This window comes from uncultured Gilvimarinus sp., assembly GCF_963975215.1.
In the GTDB taxonomy this organism is placed as follows: domain Bacteria; phylum Pseudomonadota; class Gammaproteobacteria; order Pseudomonadales; family Cellvibrionaceae; genus Gilvimarinus.
On sequence record NZ_CAXBFW010000010.1, the window covers coordinates 40,478 to 59,527 of the forward strand.

The following is a 19,050-nucleotide window of genomic DNA, read 5'->3' on the forward strand; positions in this document are numbered from 1 at the left end:
TGATTTTCGATGGACTTTGAAGCGGCATCAGACGACGATATTTTGGCTGTGGCAACACCCATCATGGACAATTTAATGTCAGCCTCCAGCGAGATTGATCATGCCCGTCATACCCGGGATTTTACCGATCGGCTTAAGCAAATTGTAATGCCCGATTATTTGCGTGCCGTGTGTGAGAAGTACCAAAGTGAAAAAGGTTTTTTTGCCAGGCGTGAACCCGTTGCGGTGTTTCGCCGGCCCGACTCTGCCGCAATTGTTTGGCGACAGTACTTTACCAGGGCCCCTGGTGAGTTTGTGGCTGAAATGGTGCTGGTGTATCGCGACGGTCGCTATCTGTGTGATCATGCGGCGGTGTTTTAACAAACGGCTCTTAGGGCTTGTAAAATCTGGAGAATCTTATGTTGCAGATCGAAAAGATTGGTAACCAGCACCTGAACATTACCTTGTCCGGGCGCCTGAATAAAGAGCAGATGAATCAGGCGCTCGACGATTTGATGGCTAAATCGCGGGGCGTCGAACACGGCACCATGTTGTACGATATTGTAGATTTTAAATTGCCCGAGCCGCGAGCCATTGTGGCCGAAGCGATGCGTATGCCGTCGCTGCTGGGGTTAATCCGTCGCTTTGATCGGGTGGCGGTATTAGCGGATCAGTCGTGGCTGCAAAAAATCAGCGAGCTGGAAGGCATGTTGATTCCCGGATTGGAATTAAAAGCCTTTTCCCGCGCGGACCGCACCGCTGCCGAGGTTTGGCTAAAGCGCCAGGGCTAGTAGCCTCGGTTTAGGTGGCGCAAAGGCAATGCGTTTGCGCCACGAACAAAACTCTCATACCCCGTTAACGCTTTAGCGCCCTGGCTTGTAGGGTTCGGGTTGGCCAAAAGGCGTTAGGGCTGCGCGTAAAACTCATAGACCTCTCCAGGCTTTGAGTTAAAAGTGTAGGCATAGCTCGGCGCCAGTTGTAACGCGCCTGTCTCGATTCCATAGTGGTCAATTGCCGGCTTGATTTTGGCAACCCGCATCAGTGGGTTGTCAGTCCGGACGTTATTACTCACCGCGGTTAAGTCGCTATCACCCTCAAGTTTTACTGGCGTGCGCAGGGCGCACTTGCCTCCGAGTCGGGATTGTATTTTAACGTAGACCGGGGTGTGGTTGTGCCACTTTAGGTCGACGATAAAACCGCCCCGGGTGACCAGGCCTTTGACTTCACCGTTGGGCCAAGCTGAAGGTAAAGCTGGCAGCAGATCGATCACCCCGTCGTGGCTTTGCACGAGCATCTCGGCAATACCGGCGGTTACCCCAAAATTGCCGTCGATTTGAAAGGGCGGATGCGCATCTAGCAGGTTGGGGTAGGTGCCGCCGGATTCTGACAGACTGTCCGAGGTGACCAGCGAGATTTGATCCTGCAGCAGCTTGTAGGCCCGATCGCCATCGCGCAGGCGGGCCCAGAGGTTAATCTTCCAGCCCATAGACCAGCCGGTGGATTCATCGCCGCGATCATTCATAGATTGACGTGCGGCCAAAAAGAGCTTGGGGGTGCGGTAGGCGCTGATCTGATTGCTTGGGTGCAAACCGTACAGGTGCGAGACGTGGCGATGCTTATCGTTTGGGTCATCCCAGTCGTCCAGCCACTCTTGCAGTTGGCCGTGCTGGCCGATTTGCATGGGCGGCAGCTGGTCGCGCAGTTGCGCCAGTTGTTTGGCAAAGTCCTGATCCTGCCCCAGTAGCTGAGTCGCCTCAATCACCAGGTTAAACAAATCGAAAATCAGTTGGTTGTCGATGGTGGTGCCGGCGGCAATAGAAAAGCGCGCCTCTTCGGTATCGCCGGGCTGAGCCTTAATATAGCTGTTCTCTGGCGAGTTGGAAGGCAGTGCTACCAGCCAACCCGTGTCCGGGTCGCGCTGCAGAATACTGGCGTAAAATTCGGCGGCACCTTTAAGCACCGGGTAGTAGCGCTGCAAAAACTGCGTGTCGCCGGTAAAGTGGTAGCGGTAGCCAATGTGTTGCGACAGCCAGGCGCCGCCGCTGATCCACTGGCCCCAGAATGGGCCGTCTACTTCACCTGTCATACGCCACAAGTCGGTATTGTGGTGCATCATCCACCCGTTGGCATTGTAGATTTCTTTTGCCGATTGCTTGCCGGTTTGCGACAGATCTTCCAGCATATCGAACAGCGGCTGATGCAGCTCCGACAAGTTGGTTAACTCGGCGGGCCAGTAATTCATTTCGGTATTGATGTTGACCGTGTATTTACTGTCCCAGGGTGGTTTTGTGTGGCGGTTCCAAATGCCTTGTAAGTTGGCCGGTTGCGTACCGGGTTGCGAGCTGCTGATCAGCAAATAGCGACCATATTGAAAGTATAGCTCCGCCATGGCCGGGTCTTGCCGTTCTGCGAACTGGGCAATCCGCTGATCGGTCGGTAGATTAGCCTTTACTGGGTCACCCAGGTCTAAGCTAACGCGATGAAATAGCCGTTGATACTGGGCAATATGCTCGGATTTTAACTCGGCAAAGCTTTTATCTAATGCCTGGGCTAAATCATCGTGTGCCCGTTGGGCGTGATCGGCGCTGACGTCGTCATAGTGATTAAAATTGGTGCCGGTGCTGATATAAACGCTTGCCTCGCTGGCGCCCACAATGCTTAGGCCCTGGTCGTGAGTGATAATCTCGCCGTCGGTGATAACCGGCTTCACCAAAGTGGTAAAGCGTATTTTCCCTTCCACACCTTCGTGATCCTGCCCCTGCCCGGATATCACCAGCGTCTGATCTTGCGTCGCCACAGTATGAGGTTGCTCACTGGCAAATGTCAGCTCAAAGTTAAGCTTTTGCGATTTGCTGGCGCTGTAGTGGTGTACCAGTACGCGCTCGCCCAAGGCGGCAATACTCTGTCGGGTAAACAGCGTGTCTTCGCTTTTATAGCTCAGCGTATGAACCGCGTTGTCGATATTCAGTTGGCGTTGATAGTGGTTAAACTGCTGATGTTCGGGCCATGCTATCTTGACGCTGCCTATGGTCTGATAGGGCATACCGTTGTTTTTAGATTTGATAACCCGGTTGGCCAGCGCCTGAGCCTGTTGATTTTGGTTATCCAGCAGCAGCTGGTTTATTTCTTTGATGTGCTCGGCATAGTCACCACTGACATTGTTGTTGGGGCCGCCGGCCCAAATAGTGTCTTCGTTTAATTGGTACTCGTCGTGGCCGACGCCGCCGTAAATCATAGCCCCCAGGCGACCGTCGCCAATGGGTAGGGCCTGATTCCAGTTCTCGGCCGCCCGATCGTAGCGCAGGGTTAGGTCCGCCTGCCGGGGCTCTGGTGAGGTTTCCGTATTTGAGGGCGTACACGCACAAAGCGTGATACACACCAGAGTGCCTATGCCGGCGAATAGTGTTTTTGTCATCATGGTAGCTCCGCAAGCCTTAATGGGTTTGGGCTATATCAATTAAGCCTTGATAAACCAGTTTAGCAACTTCTGCTGCGCCCTCCGGCTGGAAGTGGGTGTTGTCGTCTTGCCCGTCCGGGTAGGCGGGAAACTTTCCTGCCGGTAAATTCATAAAATAGTTCGCGCTGGTGTACTCTTGGCCGCGCTGGGTAAAAAAGGCTTTGGAGCGCGCCAGTAAGTCTATCCAGGGGGTTCCCGTTTCTAGCGCGATCTCTTTCACGGCAATCGTGTATTCGCCGTGCTCATTAACTAACGTGCCGTCTTCCCACGGGTAGTTGCGAGTGACTGGTGTCAGCAGAACAGGGTAGGCGCCGCGCTCGCGGGTTTGCGCGATAAATAACCGCAGGTATTCCCGATAGCCCTCGGGGGTTACGTAGCGTTCGGTTTTTTCTACCGCAGCGTCGTTGTGACCAAATTGAATCAGCACGAGATCGCCCGGTTTAAGGTCGCGGTAAATGCGGCGCCAGCGGCCCTCTTCAAAAAAGGTGCGGGTGCTGCGCCCGCCACGGGCCCGATTGATTACCTGCACGGTGTCACCACTGATTATTGGCGCAACGGCTTCTAAATTGTCACCGCTTAACAGAGGTTCTAATTTTTGTGCCCAGCCTGTGACCGGGTGGCGGTTTTCCCAGTAGTCGTCATTGAGGGTGTGATCCGCGGCGGTAGAGTCCGATGCGATATAAACGTGAGTGATGCCGGTTTGGCTGTCGCTCCAGGCGCTGGCGGCAAGTATCAGTAAAAGCAGTATGCCGGTGCGTAAGGCTGTTAGGTGCATAGGTGTTAACCCGTTGTTATTGTTGGATGAATATAAATTTTCTACAGACGAAAAAAAACCCTGCTAAGCAGGGTTTTTTTAAAGCTAACTTTCGTTAGCAGGGCGGCCGATGGTGGCCAGGATGCCACCATCGACATAGACTATCTGCCCCGTGACAAAGTCCGATGCCCTGGACGCCAGAAAGACGGTGGCGCCTTGCAGGTCGTCGGGGTCGCCCCAGCGTCCGGCCGGGGTGCGGCTGATAATAAACTCGTTCATGGGGTTGCCATCTACCCGTATAGGCGCCGTTTGGCTGGTGGCAAAGTAACCGGGGCCGATGCCGTTAACCTGGACGTTGTGCTTGGCCCACTCGGTTGCCATGTTGCGGGTTAACATTTTCAGTCCGCCTTTGGCAGCGGCGTAGGCGCCCACCGAGTTGCGCCCCAGCTCGCTCATCATCGAGCAGATGTTGATTACCTTGCCGCCGCCGCGCTGCACCATTCTGGCAGCTACAGGCTTGGTCATGGTAAACACGCCGGTGAGGTCAGTCTTGATGACGTTTTCCCATTCATCCAGTTCCATTTCCAGCAGTGGCGTACGGCGAATAATACCGGCGTTGTTCACTAATATATCAATGGGGCCCACGTCGCTTTCAATTTTGGCGACGGCGTCGTTGACCTGGGCTTCGTCGGTTACATTAAATAAATAGCCGTGGGTGGTGATGCCGGCGTCGCGATATTCTTTTAGGGCTGCATCAACTTTTTCTTGCGATGAGTGGCCATTGATAACAACCGTGGCACCCGCCTTGCCGAGGCCCATGGCCATGGCCATACCCAAACCGTGAGTGGCTCCGGTGACCAGAGCCACTTTGCCTTGCAGAGAAAATAATTCGGTAGACATAATCGATCCTATAAAATTCGTATTACTTCAGGGTATGGGGTTTGTGGAAGTCCATATCGGTGTAGTCTAGGTTTTCCCCGGCCATGCCCCAAATAAAAGTGTAATTAGCGGTGCCGACGCCGGAGTGCATGGACCAGGGCGGTGAGACAATGGCTTGTTCATTGCCAACCCAAATATGACGGGTTTCGTCGGCAGGGCCCATAAAGTGGCACACGGCTTGTTCTTCCGGAATATTGAAGTAGAAGTAGGCCTCCATGCGGCGGCTGTGTGTATGTACCGGCATGGTGTTCCAAATGCTGCCAGGCTGCAACTCCGTCATGCCCATTTGCAGCTGACAGGTCTCTACCACCCCATTGATTAATAGCTGATTGATGCGGCGCTCGTTGCAGGTATCGCTGGAGCCTAGCTCTAGTACTTTGGCGTCACTCATGCCCACCTTTTTGTGTGGGTAGGTGTGATGGGCCGGCGCCGAGTTCATATAAAATTTGGCTGGCCGCTCGGGGTTGTCGCTGGAGAAAATCACCTCTTGGGCGCCACGGCCTATGTAGAGAGCCTCTTTGCTCTCTAACTCAAAGCGCTCGCCGTCGACAATAATGGCCCCTTTACCACCGACATTAATTGCGCCCAGCTCGCGGCGCTCGAGAAAGTAATCGGCCTTTTGTTGGTACACAGGTTCAAGCGGTACGGTGGCGTTCACTGGCATAGCGCCGCCCACCATGATTCGCTCATAGTGAGTGTAAGTGAATAACACTTCGTCGGCGGCAAATATCTTTTCAATCAAAAAGTGTTGCCGCAGCTTGTCGGTGTCGTAGTGCTTAAAGTCATCTTTATGAACAGCAAAGCGCTCTTCGATAATATTCATGGCAATACCTTAATTGACGGTTGCAACTTTACGGCTGCAACAGTTTGTGCATTTCGATACCGGCTAAAATAAACGGCCCTGTTCCTTTTGGGTCATTCTCTACGACCGGCTCGCTCATATAGTAAGCATAGCTGCCATCGCGGCCAAAACCGAGCCCTGCTACGTAACAGATGTTGGTAAGGCTAACCTCGTCGTCGCTATGCACAGTAATAAATTCCCGAATAAGGCCATCGTAGGCGGTCTGTGCGACGCTTTTATACTCTTGACCCAGGTAACCGTTGCGGATGGCTTTGGCGTAGAAGTAGGTAAACATGGAGCTAGCGCTTGATTCAAGGTAGTTGCCTGTTGCGCCGGGCTTGTCCAGAATCTGCCACCAGACGCCGGACTCGGGGTCTTGATAGGTTTTTAAATCGGCGGCCATTTCCTCAATCATAGTCAGCAGGGGTTGGCGGTGTTCGGTATCCTCTTCGGGAATGTAATCCAGCACATCGACTACCGCCATGGCTAGCCAGCCCATGCCGCGCCCCCAAAAATAGCCCGATAGACCGGTTTCCGGGTTGGCCCAATCCTGTTGCTTTTTTTCGTCCCAGGCATGGTAGTAGAGGCCGGTTTTTTCGTCGCGTAAATACTTTCGCGTCAGAACAAACTCGTTAACCACCTCTTCAATACCGTTGCCGTTATCGAACAGCTCGCTGTAATGGGCTAAAAATGGCATCCCCATATAGACACCATCTAACCAGAGCTGGCTATCGTACTTTTGCTTATGCCAAAAGGCACCCTCTGAGGTTTTGGGCTGCTGCTCGAGTTGTTGGTGCAGCGTGCTTGCGGCAATTTTGTATTTCTCTTTGCCGGTTTGCTCGTACAAACGAATTAAGTTGCGCCCTGGCGCGACTGAGTCGATGTTGTAGTTGCTGAGTTTGTAGCGCGCTATCTCGCCTTTATCATTAATAAAGCTGCCGGTCACGGTGGGCATAACATCGGCGTATTTTTCGGCTGGCGCCACTTTATTAAGCTCGTCGTACGCCATGGGTAATAGCCCGACAATGTCGTACTCAAATTTAGGTAGACGCTCGCGATTGACGTCCCAGCCGCCGTGATGGTAGCCCATGGTTTTTCGCTTGAGCTCCGAGTCAGCTAAACGCTTGCTCCAGCTCAGAGCGTTTTCAGCGCTCACGGGGTAGGATTTTTGCTCGCTGCTGTGGCGGGGAGTTACTTGCTCGCGCAAGGGTAGGGTGAGCTTTTCAGCTTCACGCTCCAGGTAGTCAACAAAGGCGTCGCGGGTTTTGATGCCGTTTTTTTCGCCTTCCCACGCACCCAGAAAATAATAATCAACGTCTTCGCCGGCGACATTCATGACCGAGACGTAATTATGCTCGTCCACCGTTTGCTCGCTGCGGTCTGATTTACGGAACAGCAGTGCCATGCCAAGCGTGTCGTCGTTTAGGGTTTGCTTGCCCCAGCTGGCGATGTAGGTATAGGCTTTTCCGGTAATATTAACTTCACCTTCTATCAGCTCGGTACCCGGATGTTTAACCAGGCCAATCGCCAGGTTGTCCAGCGGTTGATCAAGTTCAAGCTGAGTATGAACAAGGCGGCTGCCGCCGTGCATCGATAAAGTTGCACTTAAATTAACGGTTTGATTGTTAATGTTCCAGTTTTTGTAATCGATAGCAAAAGCAGAATATATGTTGCCGTTATCCAGAATTTTCGCATCCCACCCGGCAACGTCCGAGACACGCTCAACACTGTCGCCGTTCCAAAAACCGTAACCGCCTGAACCAACGGAGCTGCCGACTTTTAGGATGTCCATGCCCCAGTCGGCAGGCTCGTGGTACGAGTCAAAGCCATCTTGTCCGACGTTTTGCAGCGCCATGTCATGGGTGTATTTGCCAAAAATATCAAACCCGTTGCGCCAGTCGAGATAAACCCGATACCCCACTAAGTCAGACTCGATCCCCGGGCCTTCGTAGCGAATATAGTAAGAGTGATCGGTGTGTTGTGGCGGCGGCGTTAGCTCGCTGACATTTTCAAACTGACCGCCGACGTAAATTTGTTTGCCGGGTTTGTCCGGGTCTTCTTGCCAGGCGCCACCGGTTTTTTTGGAGATCTCGGCTTGCGTCCGCTTTGATCCCGCTATGGGCTCCATGTCGGGAAATATTTTGAGGGTGACGCTGGCACCTGAATCTATGTCGAGCAGTGTAAATAAACTGTCGGGGCTGCCGTCACCGTCGGTATCAATGCTCTGGCTGGCAATGGCTTGCCCATTGATTTTTATGCCTAGCCCGGCGGCTGAGGTTGCGGCGACTCCCAGCTCGTCAAAGCTAATGCTATAGGGTTCGTCACTGCGTTTAAACTCAGAGGGGTTGCTCAGTGTGATGGTGGCAAGGGCCGTGTTTGTGCTGGCTGAGCTTACGGCCGCGTCACTGGACGGCGCAGTAGTGGTCGTCGAAGGCTCTTCCTGACAGCCAGCTAGCGCGCTAGCGCCGACAGCGATCAACAGTGCAAGTCGTGAAACTCTTGGCATAGTCGGTACCTATTATGTGTTTTGTCTCGGGGCAACGCCCGAATGTTTAACTGTAGGGGGTAGTGCGTAAACTGCAAGAAAACTTTGGTTAAGGCCTGGCGAGCTAAGCCTTAACCAGAGACTTCCTGAAACAAATGGGCACCGGTTAGGGTGCCCATTGCCTGTGCGGTAATACTTAGAACTTATACTGAGCGCCGACATAGAACTGACGGCCAGTAGAGTGGTAGTACGACAAGCGGTTACCGCTGGCGTCCACCCACTGATCTTCCACTTCATCGGTCAGGTTCAGACCTTCAAGACTTACAGAGAGGTGCTCGTTAAAGTCATAAGAAATAGAGGCATCTACGTTGGTGGTGCCGTTGGTGCCTTCACGGTCATTGCCGTTACGGCCAGTTGCATTGGTTAAGTAGCCCGAGCGGTCGGTCATAGACACCCGCGCCTGGAACGAACCGTCATCGTAGTACAGGGTTGCACTTGAGGTGTCTTCCGACATGCCCAACAAGTCTTGCGTAGCAACCACTTCACCATCGGAGTTTAGGTAGTCCAGCTGCGCTTTAACGTAGGTGAAGTTACCTATAAAACCTAAGTTACTGAATGGACCAGGCAGGAAGGTAAACGGTTGTTGGTAGCTAACCTCAAAACCGTACAGTGGGCCGCCCGGTGCGTTGGTAGGAGAGGACACCTCCCAGTTAACATTTTCATCGCAACCTGAGGTTCCGCCGTAACCTGGGCCGGCTTCACAAGCAGCAACAGCCAGGTCAATAGGCAGGCCGGTTTCGGTGTACGGTTTGGTTTCACGAACACTTTGCACCTGGCTCTCGATGTCTTTGTAGAAGACAGCAAAGCTCATCATCGACTCGTTATCGAAGTAGAGTTCGGTCGATAAATCGTAAGTTTTGGCGCGGGTTGGCTCCAGTGTCGGGTTACCACCGCTTACGCTACGTGAACCGCCTGATACAGAGACCGATACGTTTGGACGCAAGCTCGCAATGCCAGCGCGTGCCATTACTTCGGCGTAACTGGCACGGATCAGCACGTCTTCAATGGGCTCGAATACGATGTTGGCCGACGGCAGGGTTTCGGTGTAGCTGTGCTCGGCGGTAATAAAGTCACCGGCTGAGTTTGAGTAGGCGGTAGAGGATTGGTCGGTATCAACGCGGCGCACGCCGATGTCACCGCGTACCGGCGTATCACCGATTTGGGTGTTAAACACTAATTGTGCGTAAACGCCTAGGCTTTCTTCCTCGGCCGAGTAGTTGTCGACCAGACGGTTTTCTTCGCTGACTTCAAACTCACCGGTGTTGCTGTAAATATTATTGGCGGCGTTGATGGCGTCAATGTCGGGTACTGCCCAGATGTTGCTGCCAAGGCCAGAGTCAATAACCATCATGCTGTTGGCATCCAGCACGACGCCGGCGTCGTTTTCAGAGGCGCGTCGCGCTTGATTGGTGGCGAACTGGAAGTCTTTGTACAACACGCCACCTTTTAAGGTGATGCTGTTGTTTAGGTCAAACTCCAAATCAACCGAGGCGCTGTCGAAGGTGTTGTCAGTGGTGATTGGGCGCAAGCGAATGCCGCCGTTTTCCCAGCCGTTTACATCGCCAACTTCATTACCGTAGGTTAATACCGGGTCGGTGCGGTTGGCGCCGCTGTAGTCGTACGAGAAATCGATGCCTTGTTTGCGGGCGATAATCGTGGTTTGAATCGGGTTTTCAAAGTTGGATTCAGACCGGCCAACCATACCGCTTAAGCGAGTGCGATCACCAAAGTCTTGGCTGAAGTTCAGGTTAACCTGAGTAAATTCAGTAGACAGTTCATCGTAGCGGTTTTCGGCCTGAATAGTGGCGTTCTCGAACGATGCGGCGGTCACGGTGTTGGTGTTGTCCAGCGTGTGACTTAAAACGTTCATGGCGCCGGCGTAAGAGCTGTTATTTAGGGCCGCCAGCATAAAGGTTTCTTGGCGGCTTTGATCCAGCTTCGAGTAAAGCATGTCTAAGCTGATTTCGGTAGAGTCGGTGGGCAAGAACTCAATCGAGCCTGCCAGGCCCGTGCGCTCCATCTCGTGCTGATAAAAATCGTACCGTGGCAGACGCGGGCGGAAAGCGTCATTAACTTCCGTCAGGCGTGCGTCGTCGGCGCTGCCCTGGTAGGTACCAAAATCGTTGGAGTTATCCCAGCGCACGGTACTGGCACCTTCGTCTAACAAAGTGCGCTCAGAGTAAGAGCCGGCCAACAGCACGCCGACTTTACCGTCGGCAAACATGTTGCTTACCAGGAAGGTAAGGCGTGGGTCGGTCTCTTCTGATAGGTCGTTGTAGCCAGCTTGTGCGGAGATAGAGGCGGTAAACTCGTCGTAATCAGACGCGCGTACCGTGTTCATGTCTACGGTGGCACCTAGCGAGCCCTCTTCTACGTCTGCAGAGGCTGTCTTGCGTACGGCCAGATTACCAAACAGTTCAGACGGAAATACGTTGAAGTCAAAACCGCGGCCGCGGTTGGCACCGCCGGCAGCATCAGTGCCGCCGCTGGAGGACATCGCCTCCATGCCGTTAATGCGTACGCGAGTAAATTCGGGGCCGAGGCCGCGAACCGAGATTTGACGCCCCTCACCGCCGACACGGCTAATGGCTACACCGGGAATACGCTGTAGCGATTCGGCCAGGTTCATGTCGGGGAAGCTGGCGATGTCATCGGCAACAATCGCGTCGACCGAGCCGGTTGCTTCACGCTTTTGATCCAGCGCCGACTCGAGCGAAGAGCGAAAGCCAGTTACGACGACTTCTTCTAGCATTTCGTTACCGGAGCTTTGTTCTTGGGCATAAGTTGAGGCGGCACTCGCAAGAGCAACGGCAACAACCAAGGGTTTCAGTTTAGGATTATTCATTATTTTATCCCCATCTATTTCGGTTTTGTTGTAGAGCAATTTTTATTGCATAGACCAATTTTCCTGGTAGCCGAATGATAATCGCACAGTTTGGCAGACCAATCAATAGTTTCTGCATTACCAATTTAGCGAGGGTGGATGGCTATTTTGTCGCCAAAGTGGTGGTTTTACGCTCTTAAGGCGGTGAGTTTTTATTTGTAAAAAATGTTTATAAATGCGACTGGTGTGATTGAGCTTAGTGGTTGGTGGTTGTGACGACAGGTGGGGTGGATGTGGCCCAAATTGGTCGGGCCACATCTGGTCAGGGTGACTATCAGGCTTTGAAGGGTTTGCCGTTGATAGAGACGTTCTCGATGGTCAGTTTGTCGACGTTTTCGATAACGCCGGGGTTGTCGGCGTGTTTAAACTCGCAGTCGATAAAGCGCAGATCGGTAATCGGGGCTCGGTCAAACCCCCGGACCCGAAAAACTTGGCCTGCATTTTCGCAAGTGAGGTTGCTTACCTCCACGTGGCGCACGGTCGGGTCAAAGTTGCCGGCATCGCCCTCCTCGTAATAAAAGTTAATCACGATGGCGTTTTTCACGGTGCCGATGGTGCAGTTGCGCATATACAGATGCTCCAGCAATCCACCGCGTACCGAGTTGGTTTTGATGCGAAAGCCGCGCTCGAGATCGGGGCTGCTCATGGTGTTGTGCTCGGCAAATACGTTGCGCACTCCGCCCGAAATCTCGCTGCCGATAACGACGCCGCCGTGGCCCGCCAGCATTTCGCAGTGGCGAATCACGATATTCTCGGTGGGGGTGTTGATGCGCCGGCCGTCGGCATTGCGCCCGGATTTGATGGCGATGCAGTCGTCGCCGGTATCGAAATGACAGCCCTCGATCAATACGTTTTTGCAGCTTTCGGGGTCGCAGCCGTCGGAGTTGGGCCCGAGGCTTTTTAAGGTCACCCCGCGTACCGTTACGTTCTCGCACAGGACTGGGTTAAGCAGCCAAAAGGGCGCGGCGACGATGGTGATATCTTCGATCAGAATGTTCTGGCAGCGATAAGGTTGCACAAAGGGCGGGCGAAAATAAAATCCGTCGCCATAGTGTCGCTCTTCTGGGGGCACCCCGGCCTCGGCGTCGGCAAAGAGTTGATCGCGGCCATCTTTTTGGCTGGGAAACCCGGGCTTGCCCCACTCTTTGTTACCCTTCCAGGGCCACCAGGTGGTTTCGTTGGCGCGCCCGTCCAGCGTGCCTTTGCCGGTAATGGCAATGTTGCTTTGCTCGTAGGCGTAAATGAGGGGTGAGTAGCCCATAAATTCGACCCCCTCCCAGCGAGTAAAAACCTCTGGTAAAAAGCGTTTTGGGTCGGTGTAGAACGCGAGGGTGGCGCCATCGTGCAGGTGCAAATTGACGTTAGACTTTAGGTGTATGGGGCCGGTTAAAAAGGTGCCTGTTGGCACGACGACCCGGCCGCCACCGGCACTGTGGCAGGCGGCAATGGCGCTTTTGATGGCCTCGCTGCAGTCGGTGCGGTCGTCACCACGGGCGCCAAAGTCGGTGATTATAAAGTCTTGATCGCGGAAGGTGGGCGGGGTGATTTGTGCCACAATCTCGTCGGCCAGGTGCCAGGGGGCGGCGGAGTTTTGAACTGTGCTCTGGCTCGTGTGGTGGGTGGCGCAGCCGGCCAGTGGGAGGGCGGCCAGCCCCTTAAGGGTGGAGCGTCGCGTCAACTTATTCATGGTTAACCCTGTGTTAGCATTTGTTATTGATGCTATAAGAGTAACGTAAAAAAGTTATTTTGGTAATACCAAAGGGGTTAAATTGTCAGGCAGGGGGTTGCGTAAAGCGGCGGCCGGCTTGGGTGGGCCGCCGCTATCGCGGGTTAATCGATCAGGTTGAATCGCTCGCGGCTATGCATAACCTTACGTCGGGCTTCTTCTACGGCTTCGGCTTCGGTGGCATCCAGCAACTGTTGAATCACGCGCGTTAAATGTTCCCGCATGGCGGCGCGAGCGGCTGGGCCGTTGCGGGTTTCGAGTGCTTCAAGAATGGCGTTGTGCTCTTCGATGCGGGGCTTGGAGCCGGCCTGGCGTACTTTTTCCAGGATGCGTGCAGAAACGGGCGAGCTGTTGCGCAGCCCCCACAGGTGGCTGCAGACCGAGATAATGGCATCGTTTTTGGTGGCGCGCGCGATCAGCATATGAAAGTTCTCATCGGCTTTTTCGCAGATGGGTTCGCCCTCGTTTTCGGTGACCATGTCGCTCAGGGCCTGGCGCACCTCGGCGAGCTCTTCGTCGGTGATTTTTTTGGCGGCCAGCTCGGCGGCCTCACCTTCAAATAGGATGCGCGCTTCGAGAATATCAAAAGGCCCGACATCTAATGCGCTGCTGGCCAGTTTATCGGCATGGCCGTCACACACATAGACGCCAGAGCCGCCGCGAACCTCGACAAAGCCGGCAAGCTCGAGTGCGATAATGGCTTCGCGTACGGTGGGGCGGCTGACTTCAAAGCGCTCGGCGAGCTTGCGCTCGGCCGGCAGCCGTGAGCCGGGAGGATATTCGCCGCCATTGATGACTAGCGCAAGTTGCTCGGCAACCCGCTGGTAGAGTCGTCCGCCGCTGAGTCTGCCGGTGTCTATGGATACGTTCATGGATTCGCGCTTCATTATATGAAAGTTTGACTGACTGATTCTAGCAAGAATGGCTATGCCACTCAAGCGGCGCGGTTTGTTTTTTAGTCATACCAAAATATTATTGCGGTCTGACCAATTACCTGTTAACTTTGCCCCCATGCTGTTGTGGTGTGCCGTGTGTCGGCGCCGCAAAAGAAATTTGAATATATACCAGAAAGTAGGGGTGGTTGTGAGTAAGTTCATTCACTTGCATCAAAACGATAACGTTGCCATTGCGGTTTGTGCGCTGGCTGCCGGTGAGTCCCTGGATGTTGCAGGGCGGGCGGTGCAGGTTGTGGACCCGATTGCTGAAATGCATAAGTTTGCGGTCGAGCCTATTAGGCAGGGCGAGGCAATCATAAAGTACGGGCAGTTTATCGGCTATGCCGCCGCCGACGTTGCGGCCGGGCAGCATGTGCATACGCACAACTGTATCGTGGGGGACTTTGCCAAAGATTATGGCTTTTGTCGTCACGCCGAGCCCACGGCTTATGTGCCCGATGCACAGAAGGCGAGCTTTCAGGGTTACCGTCGTGCCAGTGGCAAGGTGGGTACCCGTAATTATATCGGTATTCTTACCACGGTTAACTGCTCGGCAACGGTGGCCAAGCAAATCGCCGCCAGTTTTAGCTACCCGGGTGCCCTGGCTGATTACCCCAATATTGACGGCGTGGTGGCGCTGACGCACGAGTCGGGCTGTGGTATGCGCGCCGAGGGCGAAGGTTACGAGCTGCTGCAGCGCACCTTTGAAGGTTATGCCGCGCACCCTAATTTTGGTGGGGTGCTGTTGGTGGGGCTTGGCTGTGAAACTATGCAGGTTGACGGGGTGTTGGCTCAGGCCGGCTTGTCTGAGTCTGAGTTGTTTAAGGCTTACAATATTCAGGACGTGGGCGGTACCCGCAACGCGGTTGAGCAGGGCGTTGAGCATGTTCGTGCGATGCTGTCGCGGGTTAATGAGGCGAACCGTGAACCTTGTCCGGCCTCCGATCTGGTGCTGGCGGTGCAGTGTGGTGGTAGTGATGCTATGAGCGGTATTACCGCCAATCCGGCGCTGGGTGTGGCGGGTGATATCTTGATTCGCCACGGCGGCACGGTGATTTACTCTGAAACCCCGGAAATATACGGCGCCGAGCACCTCTTGACCCAGCGATCTATTTCGCCGGAGGTGGCCGAGCAGTTGTTGGAGCGCATCCGCTGGTGGGAAGAGTACACCAGTACCCACGGCTTTGAGCTTAACAATAACCCCTCGCCGGGCAATAAGGCCGGCGGTTTAACCACTATTTTAGAAAAGTCATTGGGCGCGCAGGCAAAAAGTGGTTCGACGACTATGACGGCGGTGTACCAGTACGCCGAGCCTGTTACGAAAAAGGGTTTGGTGTTTATGGATAGTCCGGGTTTTGATCCAGTGTCGGTGACCGGGCAGGTGGCCTCTGGTGCCAACGTGGTGGCCTTTACCACCGGGCGTGGTTCGGCGTTTGGCTACAAGCCGGTGCCGAGCGTTAAATTGTCGAGCAATACGGCCGTTTATCGTCGCATGCAGGATGATATCGACATTAACTGTGGTGCGGTTACGGACGGCGACGAAACACTCGAGAGCCTCGGGCAAAAGATTTTTGAGCGGCTGCTGGCCATCGCATCTGGTGAGCAGACCAAGAGCGAAGAGCTGGGTTATGGGGATGCCGAGTTTAACCCCTGGAAGATTGGCGCCGTCGTGTAGCTTTTTTCTTGTCGGGCGGGCGCTTGCGGTTTGCGGGTGTCGCGCCTACATTCAACAAAGGCCTGTTAACACTAATTGAATCCAGCCCGAGGGGCTGGAGCCCCTGTTGCTGCCGGCGTTGTTGCCGATCGCTCACGTGGGGCGGCCAGCTAGGCGGGCTCAATTAGTGCTCGCAGGCTCTAGTACTTCCATCCTAATAAGAATAGAGGGTAAGTCTATGAAAATAGCCGTACCAAGGGAGCGTCGTGCCCATGAAAGACGCGTGGCGGCCACCCCCGAGACCGTAAAAAAATACATCGCGCTGGGTTTTGAGGTGGTGGTTGAGGCCGGTGCCGGCCTTGAGAGTCAGGTACCCGACGAGTTGTACCAAAATGCGGGTGCCGTGATCGAGCCGGATCTTGCCCGGCTGTATCAGGGCGCGACCGTCGTGCTTAAGGTGCAGCGCCCGTTGCTTGCCGGTGAGGCTGAGCTGGATGAGCTGGCGCTTATCCCGCAGGGTGCGCTATTGCTTGCTGTACTTTCACCTTTTAATACCCCGGAGTCCGTGGAGGCCTACGCGAAAGCGGGCATCACGGCCATGGCGCTGGAGTTTGTGCCGCGTATTAGTCGTGCGCAAAGCATGGATGTGCTCAGCTCGCAAAGTAACCTGGCCGGCTACCGGGCGGTGTTGGATGCCGCCTACGAGTACGATCGTGCAATGCCCATGATGATGACGGCGGCCGGTACGGTGGCGCCCGCCAAAGTGATGGTGCTGGGGGCGGGGGTTGCGGGCTTGCAGGCAATTGCCACCGCCAAGCGCCTGGGGGCGATTGTCTCGGCTACTGACGTTCGCCCGGCGGCTAAGGAGCAGGTTGAGAGCCTTGGTGGTCGCTTCGTTATGGTGGATTCTGAGGAGACTCGCGAGGCCGAAACCGCCGGTGGTTACGCCAAAGAAATGAGCGATGACTTTAAGCATCAGCAGGCCGAGCTCGTGGCAAAGACTATTCAGGGTCAGGATATTGTAATTTGTACGGCGCTTATCCCGGGGCGCAAAGCGCCGGTTCTGGTGAATGATGAGATGGTCGCCAGTATGCGGCCTGGCTCTATTATTGTTGACCTGGCGGTCGAGCAGGGTGGCAATTGCACGGCGTCCAAAGCCGGTGAGGTGGTCAGTGTCGGCGGGGTCAGAGTGGTGGGGCATTTTAATGTGCCAAGTCGCCTGGCCGCTGATGCCAGTGCGCTCTACGCTAAAAACCTACTCAACTATGTGACTCCGTTAGTGAGCGCCGGTGAGGGCGAGGCTCCGGCCAGTTTGGCGTTGGATTTTGACGATGAAATCCTGGCGGCATCGACCCTGACCCGTGACGGTCAGGTGGTTCACGCGGCGTTCGCTGCGCAGCAAGCAGAGCAATAACGGGAGGCGGTTATGCACGGCGATTTTATATCTCAGTTATCTATTTTTGTGTTGGCGGTGTTTGTCGGTTACTACGTTGTCTGGAGTGTTACCCCGGCGCTGCACACCCCGCTAATGGCGGTCACTAATGCGATATCCAGTGTCATTGTGGTGGGGGCGCTGATAGCGGCCGGCCCCGAGGGGATGAGTTTGGCAAAGGTGTTGGGGTTTGTTGCGGTTATGCTGGCCTCGGTGAACATCTTTGGCGGCTTTGCCGTAACCCAGCGCATGCTGGCCATGTATAAAAAGAAGAAATAAGGGGGAGGTATGGAACTGCAAGCGAATGTGACGGCGCTCGCCTATCTGGTGGCGGCGGTATTGTTTATTCTCGCGCTGCGCGGGTTGTCTTCGCCGGAGACCTCTCGTGCCGGCAATACTATGGGCATGATCGGTATGGCCATCGCCGTGGCGACGACGATACTCAGCCCCGAGATTGAATCCTACACCTGGATATTGGTGGCGGTGGTGATCGGTGGTGCGGTCGGGCTGCTGATTGCATCGCGTATCGCCATGACGGCGATGCCACAGTTGGTGGCGGGATTTCACTCGCTGGTTGGCTTGGCGGCGGTGCTGGTGGCGGGGGCGGCTTATTCGCACCCGGCGTCGTTTGGCTTGCTGGACAGTGCCGGAGAGATTTTTATTGCCAGTCGGGTGGAGATGGCTCTTGGCGCGATGATTGGTGCAATTACCTTCTCGGGCTCGATCATCGCCTTTACTAAGCTGCAAGGGCTAGTGTCCGGCCGCCCGCTGACCTTTGCCGGCCAGCATTGGCTTAACGCCTTGCTTGGGGCTGTCGCGCTGGGGCTGGTGGGTTACTTTTGTGTCGATCAGTCGCCCTGGGTGTTCTGGCTGTTGGTGGCACTGGCTTTTGTCCTGGGTTTTTTGCTGATCATCCCCATCGGGGGCGCGGATATGCCGGTGGTGGTGAGTATGCTAAATTCCTACTCGGGCTGGGCGGCGGCCGGTATCGGCTTTACTTTGCACAATAATGCATTGATTGTGACGGGGGCCCTGGTGGGCTCTTCTGGTGCCATCCTATCTTATATTATGTGTAAGGCCATGAACCGCTCCTTCTTTAGTGTCATTTTGGGTGGTTTTGGTGGCGATAGTGCGGCTGCGGCCGGTGGCGGCGAAGTGGATGATCGCCCCGTTAAGCAGGGTAGTGCCGATGATGCCGCCTTTATTATGAAAAACGCCGGCTCGGTGATTATCGTGCCGGGCTATGGTATGGCGGTGGCGCAGGCGCAGCACGCGTTGCGCGAAATGGCCGATGAGCTAAAAAAAGCGGGGGTGAAGGTGACTTATGCCATTCACCCTGTGGCTGGCCGAATGCCGGGGCATATGAATGTGTTACTGGCCGAGGCCAATGTGTCCTACGACGACGTGTTTGAGTTAGAGGACATTAATAGCGAGTTCTCCCAGGCGGATGTGGCCTTTGTGATCGGTGCCAACGATGTCACCAATCCGGCGGCAAAGACCGACCCCGCCAGCCCCATCTTTGGCATGCCGATTCTGGATGTCGAGCGGGCGAAAACGGTGCTGTTTGTTAAGCGCGGCATGTCGGCCGGTTATGCCGGCGTGCAAAACGAGCTGTTTTTTAATGACAATACGATGATGCTGTTTGGTGACGCGAAAAAGATGGTGGAGAGTATTTTGCGCGCCATCGATTAGCCTGAGGCGGGTGCTCGTTGCCTTTGAGTGCCCGGCCTCTGCTGCTTCCCTTTCTCTTGTGCTGTTGTCTGTGTGCTCAGTCGGCCCGATTAACCCGGGCGGGCCCCTTCCGTACTTGGTGTGCGCGTAGATCTTGCTTCATTTATATGTGGCCGGTTGCCCGTATATGTGGCCGGTTGCCCGGGCCGCTGTATTTCTGTGTATAGGTGGAT

Annotated in this window: 14 protein-coding genes; 6 read left to right on the forward strand and 8 right to left on the reverse strand. The window is 54.8% G+C overall.

Translation table 11 applies throughout. The features are described 5' to 3' along the window. Positions 1 to 9 precede the first annotated feature (9 nt). Entirely contained in the window at positions 10 to 360 is a 351-nt protein-coding gene (locus tag AAC019_RS08820; protein ID WP_339898393.1) for a hypothetical protein, read from the forward strand. Positions 361 to 398: 38 nt separating this feature from the next. Next, positions 399 to 770 (forward strand): STAS/SEC14 domain-containing protein, encoded by a 372-nt coding sequence (locus tag AAC019_RS08825; protein WP_339898394.1) that lies wholly within the window; start codon positions 399 to 401, stop codon positions 768 to 770. A 113-nt stretch (positions 771 to 883) separates the two neighbouring features. Here the strand turns inward: AAC019_RS08825 and AAC019_RS08830 are convergent, their stop codons facing one another. The 8 genes from AAC019_RS08830 to AAC019_RS08865 all read right to left on the reverse strand — a co-directional run bounded on the left by AAC019_RS08830 (position 884) and on the right by AAC019_RS08865 (position 13,997). Further along, the gene (locus tag AAC019_RS08830) at positions 884 to 3,397 is read right to left on the reverse strand and encodes a glycoside hydrolase family 95 protein (protein WP_339898395.1); all 2,514 of its coding nucleotides are present in this window, start codon (positions 3,395 to 3,397) and stop codon (positions 884 to 886) included. Positions 3,398 to 3,413: 16 nt separating this feature from the next. After that, complete coding sequence (locus AAC019_RS08835) at positions 3,414 to 4,211, reverse strand: rhamnogalacturonan acetylesterase (RefSeq protein WP_339898396.1); 798 nt, start codon at positions 4,209 to 4,211, stop codon at positions 3,414 to 3,416. A gap of 84 nt (positions 4,212 to 4,295) precedes the next feature. Next, complete coding sequence (locus AAC019_RS08840) at positions 4,296 to 5,090, reverse strand: gluconate 5-dehydrogenase (RefSeq protein WP_339898398.1); 795 nt, start codon at positions 5,088 to 5,090, stop codon at positions 4,296 to 4,298. Between the two features lie 22 nt (positions 5,091 to 5,112). After that, positions 5,113 to 5,952 (reverse strand): 5-dehydro-4-deoxy-D-glucuronate isomerase, encoded by an 840-nt coding sequence (kduI, locus tag AAC019_RS08845; protein ID WP_339898399.1) that lies wholly within the window; start codon positions 5,950 to 5,952, stop codon positions 5,113 to 5,115. Positions 5,953 to 5,980: 28 nt separating this feature from the next. Further along, complete coding sequence (locus AAC019_RS08850) at positions 5,981 to 8,476, reverse strand: glycoside hydrolase family 88 protein (protein WP_339898400.1); 2,496 nt, start codon at positions 8,474 to 8,476, stop codon at positions 5,981 to 5,983. Positions 8,477 to 8,651: 175 nt separating this feature from the next. Beyond that, positions 8,652 to 11,360 (reverse strand): TonB-dependent receptor, encoded by a 2,709-nt coding sequence (locus AAC019_RS08855; RefSeq protein WP_339898401.1) that lies wholly within the window; start codon positions 11,358 to 11,360, stop codon positions 8,652 to 8,654. A 313-nt stretch (positions 11,361 to 11,673) separates the two neighbouring features. After that, positions 11,674 to 13,086: a glycoside hydrolase family 28 protein gene (locus AAC019_RS08860; protein ID WP_339898402.1), complete on the reverse strand. Its 1,413-nt coding sequence runs from the start codon at positions 13,084 to 13,086 to the stop codon at positions 11,674 to 11,676. A 143-nt stretch (positions 13,087 to 13,229) separates the two neighbouring features. Continuing rightward, complete coding sequence (locus AAC019_RS08865; protein WP_339898403.1) at positions 13,230 to 13,997, reverse strand: FadR/GntR family transcriptional regulator; 768 nt, start codon at positions 13,995 to 13,997, stop codon at positions 13,230 to 13,232. Between the two features lie 211 nt (positions 13,998 to 14,208). On the opposite strand from AAC019_RS08865, the gene AAC019_RS08870 reads away from it, so the two are divergent. The 4 genes from AAC019_RS08870 to AAC019_RS08885 all read left to right on the forward strand — a co-directional run bounded on the left by AAC019_RS08870 (position 14,209) and on the right by AAC019_RS08885 (position 18,838). Then, positions 14,209 to 15,735 carry an altronate dehydratase family protein gene (locus AAC019_RS08870; protein ID WP_339898404.1) on the forward strand — a complete coding sequence of 509 codons (1,527 nt, stop codon included), beginning with the start codon at positions 14,209 to 14,211 and terminating at the stop codon, positions 15,733 to 15,735. 217 nt (positions 15,736 to 15,952) lie between these two features. Beyond that, entirely contained in the window at positions 15,953 to 17,128 is a 1,176-nt protein-coding gene (locus AAC019_RS08875; RefSeq protein WP_339898405.1) for a Re/Si-specific NAD(P)(+) transhydrogenase subunit alpha, read from the forward strand. Between the two features lie 12 nt (positions 17,129 to 17,140). Then, on the forward strand, positions 17,141 to 17,425 hold the full coding sequence (locus tag AAC019_RS08880; protein ID WP_339898406.1) for an NAD(P) transhydrogenase subunit alpha: 285 nt from the start codon (positions 17,141 to 17,143) through the stop codon (positions 17,423 to 17,425). A 9-nt stretch (positions 17,426 to 17,434) separates the two neighbouring features. After that, positions 17,435 to 18,838 (forward strand): NAD(P)(+) transhydrogenase (Re/Si-specific) subunit beta, encoded by a 1,404-nt coding sequence (locus AAC019_RS08885; RefSeq protein ID WP_339898407.1) that lies wholly within the window; start codon positions 17,435 to 17,437, stop codon positions 18,836 to 18,838. Positions 18,839 to 19,050: the final 212 nt, after the last annotated feature.

What these genes read in the sequence shown, in the direction of transcription:
- AAC019_RS08850 (WP_339898400.1), bottom strand. Translation starts at nt 8,476, where the DNA reads ATGCCAAGAGTTTCACGACTTGCACTGTTGATCGCTGTCGGCGCTAGC.
- kduI (WP_339898399.1), bottom strand. Translation starts at nt 5,952, where the DNA reads ATGAATATTATCGAAGAGCGCTTTGCTGTTCATAAAGATGACTTTAAG.
- AAC019_RS08885 (WP_339898407.1), top strand. Translation starts at nt 17,435, where the DNA reads ATGGAACTGCAAGCGAATGTGACGGCGCTCGCCTATCTGGTGGCGGCG.
- AAC019_RS08880 (WP_339898406.1), top strand. Translation starts at nt 17,141, where the DNA reads ATGCACGGCGATTTTATATCTCAGTTATCTATTTTTGTGTTGGCGGTG.
- AAC019_RS08860 (WP_339898402.1), bottom strand. Translation starts at nt 13,086, where the DNA reads ATGAATAAGTTGACGCGACGCTCCACCCTTAAGGGGCTGGCCGCCCTC.
- AAC019_RS08875 (WP_339898405.1), top strand. Translation starts at nt 15,953, where the DNA reads ATGAAAATAGCCGTACCAAGGGAGCGTCGTGCCCATGAAAGACGCGTG.
- AAC019_RS08820 (WP_339898393.1), top strand. Translation starts at nt 10, where the DNA reads ATGGACTTTGAAGCGGCATCAGACGACGATATTTTGGCTGTGGCAACA.
- AAC019_RS08855 (WP_339898401.1), bottom strand. Translation starts at nt 11,360, where the DNA reads ATGAATAATCCTAAACTGAAACCCTTGGTTGTTGCCGTTGCTCTTGCG.
- AAC019_RS08865 (WP_339898403.1), bottom strand. Translation starts at nt 13,997, where the DNA reads ATGAACGTATCCATAGACACCGGCAGACTCAGCGGCGGACGACTCTAC.
- AAC019_RS08830 (WP_339898395.1), bottom strand. Translation starts at nt 3,397, where the DNA reads ATGATGACAAAAACACTATTCGCCGGCATAGGCACTCTGGTGTGTATC.
- AAC019_RS08840 (WP_339898398.1), bottom strand. Translation starts at nt 5,090, where the DNA reads ATGTCTACCGAATTATTTTCTCTGCAAGGCAAAGTGGCTCTGGTCACC.
- AAC019_RS08825 (WP_339898394.1), top strand. Translation starts at nt 399, where the DNA reads ATGTTGCAGATCGAAAAGATTGGTAACCAGCACCTGAACATTACCTTG.
- AAC019_RS08835 (WP_339898396.1), bottom strand. Translation starts at nt 4,211, where the DNA reads ATGCACCTAACAGCCTTACGCACCGGCATACTGCTTTTACTGATACTT.